Raw genomic sequence first — 7,494 nt, 5'->3', positions numbered from 1 at the left:
TGAGCGACTTTGGGCTGCAGATATTTCAATACCTGTATAGCAATCCCTAAAAAAGCTGCTTGGCGCTTTGTGGGTAAGCGCAAGCAGCTATTGATTTAATAGTAACTCTCTGGAGCAGAGCAGCCCCTGTTGTCCGGGGGCGCACAGGCGTCAGGCCGCTGAAGTGGCGTCCATACCCATCGCCTGCGTGGCATGCCGCAAATAGGTCACGGCAAATTCGGTGTGGCCGTGGGCATGTTCCACCTCTGCCAGGCAGGCCAGGGCCACGGGGTCGTGGGGCACGGCGCTGAGCACGGTTTCGGCCAGTTCGGTCACGGCGATCCAGTGGCGGTCCTTGAGGGCTGGGCTCGCGCTGGTGTCTGCCTCCGTGGCGGGCGTGGGTGGCGGGGCAGCCTTGGCTTTTTCCACCAGATCCTGCAGGCGCTGGTGGGCCTCGTGCAGGCTCACGCGCTGGCCGGGCTTCAGGCCCACGCCGGGCGTGGGTGGCTGGGTCCAGGCCTCGGGCAGCCGAGGCAGCCAGTCCTGGATCGCTTGTGCCTGGGCCTCGGGGTCGTCCGGGTGTTCGGCGCGAGCCAGCCACTGCAGCCACATCACACGCAGGCCCTCTGCGAAGTGGTGGTTGAAGATGTCCTCGCGCATCAAGGCCGAGGCCTCCACCTCGGCGCGCAAGCCCAGCCGCAGGGTGTTCAGCGCCTGCACGTCGGCAGCCAGGCTGGCGGCGATGCGCACGTAGTCCTCGGGCGTTTCGGCCAGCCACTCTGTGCGGCCCAGGTAGGCCAGCAAGCCCACGCCCATGCGGCTCTTGAAGCTCTCGCCCACCATCGACACGATGGGCAGACCCATCCACAGTACGTCGAACGTGGTGGTGCCGCCGGTCAGCGGGAAGGGGTCCAGCGCGATGTCGATGCGGTGGTAGGTGAGGTATTGGTTGTCGTTGCGCAGCGCCACGAGGTCCACTTGCGCCGAGGGCAGACCCAAGCGGTCGCAGCGCTCGCGGTAGGCCTGCGCGAAATCGGGGCGATCGAGGTTTTTGCCCTCGATGAGCAGGCGCGAGCCCGGAACCGCAGCCAGCACTCGGCCCCACAGGGCCAGCACTTCGTCGGTGAGCTTGCCCAGGTTGTTGCAGGAGCCAAAGGTGATGAAGCCGTTCTCCAAGGCCGGAGTCGGCTGTACCTGGTAGCGCGGCTGGTAGCGCCATAGCGGGTTGCGGCTCATGGGGCGGTAGCAGGCAAACAGCGTGGGCAGGCGATAGAGCTGCTCGGTGTATTGCGCATCGGCGCCGGGCTGGTCGGTGATCTCGTCGGTGAACTTGTAGTCCACGGCTGCAAGTCCGGTGGTGGCCGGAAAACCCAGCCACGATACCTGCACGGGCGCCGCCTTGTGGGCCAGGGCCAGCAGGCCGTTGTTGCCGGTGTGGCCCGCCAGGTCAATCAGGATGTCGATGCCCTGGGCGCGGATGGCTTCGGCCTGCTGCTGGGCGCTAAAGCCTGCCAGCGGTATGAAGTGGTCGGTGTGGCGCTGCACCCGCTCGGTCACATGGTCGTTGCGGGGGAAGAGGTAGAAGGCGAAGACTTCGAACTGGCGCCGGTCCAGTTGTGCCAGCAGTCCTTCCACGAAGTACATCACCGAGTGCACGCGGAAGTCGGGCGAAAGAAAACCGATCTTCAGGCGCCGCCAGGGCGAGCCCCGGTGCTCCTCGAAACGGGGCCATGCGGGGCGCAGCGGGGGCTCGAACACCGCGCCGTATTGCCGCGCGGCGGCCGACAGTTGCGCCGCGTCCACGTCGGGGTCTGCCAGCATGAACAACAGCTGGTTGGTGTAGTTGCCGGGGTCGGCGGGGCGCAGGCCGATGGCCGCCTCGCAGTCTCGAATCGCCTCGCGCACCTGGCCCAGCTCGCGCCGGTGGATGGCGCTTTGCATGAGCGCAGCCACACGGTCTTGCAGCGTTTCGGCCAGCGCGGCGGCTTTTTGGCTGGCGTCAAAGCCTTTGTCGTGCAGGCTCAGCAGGTAGCAGCATTCGGCCAGCTTGATCCAGCCGATGGCTTGCTGAGGGCGCAGTTGGCAGACTTTCTCCAGGTGGGGCAGCGCGTCGCCGTTGCGGGCTTGCTCGATCAGCACGTTGGCGTAGTTGACCAACAGTTCCGCGTCGTCCGGCCAGTACACATAGGCTTGCTGGTAGGCCTTGAATGCGGCGTCGAATTCGCGTTGCTTGTTCAGCGAAAAGCCCAGCAGCCGGTGCGCGGTGAGGTGGCGGCCGTTCTTGCGCAAGGCCTGGCGGCACAAGCGGGTGAGAAGGGGCCAGTCGGCGGCGGCGAGTGCCGCCTTGAGGCGGGGCTCGTCCTGTTCGATGTGTTTGGTTTGCACGTGGCGGCCAATCTGCGAGCAAGTAAGCAAGAAGGGGGCGGGCGGTTTGGCGCAGTGTGCCATGTGCAAAGGGGCCCGCTGGGGCCCCTTTGTTGTTCTGTCATGCCACTGGCGCTGCCGCTTGTGGGGCTGTACGCAGATTACTTGAGCAGCGACAGCACGCCCTGCGGGATCTGGTTGGCCTGGGCCACCATGGCCGTGCCTGCCTGCTGCAGGATCTGGGCGCGCGAGAGATTGGCTGTTTCCGCCGCGAAGTCGGCATCCTGGATGCGTGAGCGCGAGGCCGAGAGGTTCTCCGATGTGATCTGCAGGCTGGCAATGCTGGTTTCAAAGCGCGACTGCATGGCGCCCAGCTTGGCGCGTTCGCCGCTGATGAAGGCCAGGGCCGAGTCCACGGTCTTCAGGGCGTCGGTGGCGTTGGAGAAGGTGGTCACGTCCAGGTTGGCCACGGTGTGCAGCGATGAGCCGCCGTTGTCCAATTGGTTGCTGGCCGAGGTCACTGCGAACGACTTTTCCGAATCCAGCGTGATATAGCCACCGGTGCTCACGTTTTCTGCCGTGCTGTCGGCTGTCAGCGTCCGGGCTGTGCCGTTGCTCGCACCTGCTGCATCGTAGCCTGTGATGGTTACGGCGGCGACGTTGGGGTTCACGGTGTCGCCGATCACGATGTCATTGCCGGTGGCATTGGTCATGATGATTTGTGTGCCGTCCGAGCTCAGCGAGGCATTGATGCCGGTCTTGGCCGCTTGCTCGTTGATGGCGGACACTGCGGCCGACAGGCGGTCCGTGCCGGTGGCCGAGGTCAGTGTGAACGACACGGTGCGGGCCGCGCCCACGTTGTCGCCTTCCAGCGTCAGCGAGTAAGAGCCCGCCGATGCCATGCCGCCCAGGCGCACTTCGGTGCGGGCCGTGGCGGTCACGCCGGTATTGGCTTGCAGGGCATTGATCTGGTCGGCCGTGGCCTTGGCGTTGGCGCTGGAGACAACGGTCAATGTGCCAGTGCCCAGATAGCCGCTGATGGCCACCGAACCGGCGGTCACGCCGTTGTTCACCGCCGTCGTGCCGCTGGCGGGGGCTTGTGCACCAATGCCCGAGCCGTTGGAGGCCACGTTCTGGTTGTTGCCATACACGCTGGTGCGCAGGTTGCCGGTGGCGGCCACGATGGTCTGGTTGGCATTGGCGCCCACTTGGAACTGTTGTGTACCAAAGGTGCCGTCCAGCAATTTCTGGCCGTTGAACTCGGTCGTTTGCGAAATACGGTCCAGCTCGGACACCAGTTGGCCGACTTCCTGTTGCAGAGCCTGGCGGTCGCCAGCGCTGTTGGAGGCGTTGGCCGACTGCACAGCCAGTTCACGCACACGCTGCAGGATGTCGCCAGAGGCCTTCAGGGCGCCTTCAGCGGTTTGCGCCAGAGAGATACCGTCGTTGGCGTTACGCACTGCCTGGTTCAGGCCGCGGATCTGGCTGGTAAAGCGCTCGGAAATGGCCAGGCCGGCGGCGTCGTCCTTGGCGCTGTTGATGCGCAGGCCCGACGACAGGCGCTGGATGGCTGTGTTGAGCGACATCTGGCTGGTGCCCAGATTGCGCTGTGCAGTCAGCGAGCTGATATTGGTATTGATGGTTGCTGCCATGGCGAAACTCCTTAACGTCGTGAGACGGATCTGTTTGCCGGTTCAAGCGCACCCGTCCGGCTGTCAATGGGGGAACGATGGATGAATTGTGGAGATGCTGTTTTTGGGCGTTGGGCTGATAAGCGGCCAAAAAACCGCACAACTTGTGCGTTTGGCCCTCAAGTTTTCCAACGGCGACCCGAAAACAATTGCAACGGACCGTAAATGGCCCGCCGTTCACCAGATGGCACGCAGCACTGGGAACCCAGGAGGCCAGCGTGGTGCTGGCGCCCCGGCTGGCGGCAACGCCATATTCAGTCAGTTCTTACTTCTGGAGATTTGCAATGGCTTCCACCATCAACACCAATATCAGCTCCCTCACCGCCCAACGCAACCTGGGCATGAGCCAGACTTCGCTGAACACTTCCATCCAGCGCCTGTCGTCGGGCCTGCGCATCAACAGCGCCAAGGACGACGCCGCCGGCCTGGCCATTTCCGAGCGCTTTACCAGCCAGATCCGCGGCCTGAACCAGGCAGTGCGTAACGCCAACGACGGTATCTCTCTGGCGCAAACCGCTGAAGGCGCCCTGAAGGCCTCTGGCGACATCCTGCAGCGTGTGCGTGAACTGGCTGTGCAGTCGGCCAACGCCTCCAACAGCGCTGGCGACCGCCAGGCTCTGCAACAGGAAGTCGGCCAACTGGTGTCCGAGCTGGACCGTATTTCGCAAACGACCGAGTTCAACGGCCAGAAATTGCTGGACGGCACCTTTGGTACACAACAGTTCCAAGTGGGCGCCAATGCCAACCAGACCATCGTGGCCGCCACCGGCAACCTGCGCACCAGCGTGTATGGCAACAACCAGAACGTGGCCTCCAACGGCTCGGGCATTGGTGCACAAGCCCCCGCCAGCGGCACGACGGCGGTGAACAACGGCGTGACCGCCGGTTCGGTGGCCATCAGCGGCTATCTGGGCACTGGCACATTGACCGTTGTCTCCAGCGCCAACGCCAAGGCCACGGCCGACCAGATCAATGCCCTGCAAGCCAATACCGGCGTGACCGCCACGGCCCGCACCGAAGTGCGCCTGGGCGGCATGGCATCGGCGGGCTCTTACTCGCTGACGCTGGAAGGCGACAACGTGGGCGCGGCCCGCACCGTGTCGTTCACACTGACCTCGGCCACCGGCACGGACCGCCTGTCGGCCGCAGTGTCCGCCATCAACGACCAGTCTGCGAAGACGGGTATCAACGCCGCGCTGAGCTCGGACGGCACGCAGGTCATCCTGACCAATGCGACCGGCAACGACATCGTGGTGGGTGAAACCTCCAATGCCAACGTCGCCAACGTGACCGTCACCGGCTACGACGCAGCAGGCGCGAGCAACGGTACTGCCCGCACGCTGACGGCTGACTCCACGGCAGAAACCGTGAGCACCGGTGGCTACATCACGCTGGATTCGGAAAAGTCGTTCGCGATTGCCTCTGGCAGCAACCAACTGGATGCCGGTGGCTCTTCTCTGCAGGCGGTCGCCAATCTGGATGTGACCACGTTCGGCAACGCAACCAGCGCTTTGAAGACGGTGGATTCGGCCCTGGCCTTTATCAACGGTGAACGCGCCAAGCTCGGTGCCTTGCAGTCGCGCTTTGAAACGTCGATCAGCAACCTGCAAGTGACGTCGGAAAACCTGTCCTCTTCGCGCAGCCGCATTCTGGACGCCGACTTTGCCGCAGAAACGGCCAACCTGTCGCGCGCCCAGATCCTGCAGCAGGCCGGCACGGCGATGGTGGCTCAGGCCAACCAGCTGCCGCAAGGTGTGTTGGCCCTGCTGCGCTAAGCGGCGGGCATGGCAGTCAGGGCGTTGCAGCGCCCTGACGGACCGGGCGGCGGCAGATTTTTCTGCCGCCGCCGTTTGGCTTTTTGGACAGCGGGTGCCAGGACTGCTGGATAAGACGGGTTTCCTGGCGTGTTTACGGACGTTTGTTTTCGCCATTCGGCGCCATAATTTCCGTTGGACCAGTTCAGGAGGTTGGTATGGCAACAATTTCATCCCCAGGTGTCGGCACGAATGGGCTGGATGTCAAAAGCATCATTTCCCAGTTGGTCGCGCTCGAAAAAAGGCCCCTGGATACGCTCAAGCTGCAGGCGGCCACGGTCAACACCAAGATTTCTGCCTTCGGCCAGATCAAATCGCTGGTGTCCACGCTGCAGGACGCAGCAGGCAAGCTCACCAGCGTGACCGGCTGGAATGGCGTGGCCACCACGTCGTCCGACTCCAAATACGTCTCTGCCTCCGCCGTGGGTGGCACCTTGCCCACGACATTCAGCGTGGAAGTTCAAAGCCTTGCCAAGGCGCAGGCCACGGCATCGGCTGCTTTGCTGCCCGTGGGCGGCGCGCTCGGTGCAGGCACGCTGCGCCTTGAGTTGGGGCAGTGGAGCGTGGTGCCTGCGTCCTTCACGCCTGGCAGTGGCCAGCCGGTCGATATCGCCATCACGGCCAGCGACAAGCTCTCTGACGTGGCCAGCAAGATCAATGGCTCGAATGCGGGGGTGACCGCATCGATCCTGAACGACGCCTCGGGCGAGCGCCTGCTGCTGCGCAGCAAGAGCACTGGCGCGGAGTTCGGCTTTCGCCTGAGCGTGATGGAGGGTGGTGATACCGACCCACAGAGCGCGGGCAACACCGATGCCACGGGCCTGTCGCGCCTGGTCAACGGCTCCACCGTCACGCAGGCCGCCGCCAACGCACAGGCCACGGTCAACGGGATTGCCGTGTCTTCGGCCACCAATACCTTTGCCTCCACGATCTCGGGGGTGACCTTCAAGGCCGAGCAGGTGACCACGGCGCCCGTCGACATCACGGTGAGCAAGGACAACTCTGCGATCCAGTCCAACATTGACGGTTTCGTGAAAGCCTACAACGCCATCAACCAGTTGCTGCAGGACGCCACCAAGTACGACGCCGCCACCAAGTCGGCCGGGCTGCTGCAGGGCGACTCGACGGCGGTGGGGTTGCAAAGCGCGCTGCGCAACGCGATCCAGTCGGTCACGACGGGCGGCGGCGCTTTTCAGCGGCTGGCGGACATCGGCATTACGCAGCAATTGGGCGGCGACCTAGCGGTGGATTCCGGCAAGCTCAACAAGGCGTTGTCCGAGAACCCTGACGATGTGAAAAGCCTGTTCCGCAACACGGGCGGCGGCTCTGCCGATGGCATTGCCGTGCAGTTGAAGGCCTTGACCACGAACATGCTCTCCAACAGTGGGTTCTTCAAGTCGAAGGACGAGACTCTGCAACTGAATCTCAAGCGCAACGCCCAGGACCAGGCCCGGGTGAACGACAAGGTCGATGCGTTCGAGAAGCGGATCACACAGCGCTACAACGCGCTGGATACGCAGTTGAGTTCCTTGAATGGCTTGAATGCCTACATCTCGCAGCAGGTGGCGGCATGGAACAAGTCGAAGGGCTAATTGGGGGCTTCAGTTTTTCTGGCGTTGGCCGATAAATCAAGTAATACATCGCAA

4 protein-coding genes are annotated in these 7,494 nt (G+C 63.7%); 2 read left to right on the top strand and 2 right to left on the bottom strand.

Annotation, left to right across the window (positions count from 1 at the left end):
• Positions 1-150: 150 nt before the first annotated feature.
• Together Q0105_RS00905 and Q0105_RS00900 are read right to left on the bottom strand one after the other, a co-directional pair.
• Positions 151-2,364, bottom strand: coding sequence for an acetylglucosamine transferase (locus Q0105_RS00905; protein WP_298207797.1), 2,214 nt, complete (start codon positions 2,362-2,364; stop codon positions 151-153).
• 140 nt (positions 2,365-2,504) lie between these two features.
• The gene (locus Q0105_RS00900; protein ID WP_298207796.1) at positions 2,505-3,995 is read right to left on the bottom strand and encodes a flagellin; all 1,491 of its coding nucleotides are present in this window, start codon (positions 3,993-3,995) and stop codon (positions 2,505-2,507) included.
• A 323-nt stretch (positions 3,996-4,318) separates the two neighbouring features.
• Between Q0105_RS00900 and Q0105_RS00895 the strand changes: the two genes are divergently transcribed.
• Together Q0105_RS00895 and fliD are read left to right on the top strand one after the other, a co-directional pair.
• Complete coding sequence (locus Q0105_RS00895; RefSeq protein WP_298207795.1) at positions 4,319-5,809, top strand: flagellin; 1,491 nt, start codon at positions 4,319-4,321, stop codon at positions 5,807-5,809.
• Positions 5,810-6,006: 197 nt separating this feature from the next.
• A complete protein-coding gene (fliD, locus tag Q0105_RS00890; RefSeq protein ID WP_298207794.1) occupies positions 6,007-7,440 on the top strand; it encodes a flagellar filament capping protein FliD in 1,434 nt (477 codons plus the stop codon).
• Positions 7,441-7,494 lie beyond the last annotated feature (54 nt).

This window comes from Acidovorax sp., from assembly GCF_027492855.1.
GTDB lineage: Bacteria > Pseudomonadota > Gammaproteobacteria > Burkholderiales > Burkholderiaceae_C > Acidovorax.
Note: the sequence above shows the minus strand (reverse complement) of the source record. Positions and strands in the feature narration are given on the sequence as shown.

What these genes read in the sequence shown, in the direction of transcription:
- Q0105_RS00900 (WP_298207796.1), bottom strand. Translation starts at nt 3,995, where the DNA reads ATGGCAGCAACCATCAATACCAATATCAGCTCGCTGACTGCACAGCGC.
- Q0105_RS00895 (WP_298207795.1), top strand. Translation starts at nt 4,319, where the DNA reads ATGGCTTCCACCATCAACACCAATATCAGCTCCCTCACCGCCCAACGC.
- fliD (WP_298207794.1), top strand. Translation starts at nt 6,007, where the DNA reads ATGGCAACAATTTCATCCCCAGGTGTCGGCACGAATGGGCTGGATGTC.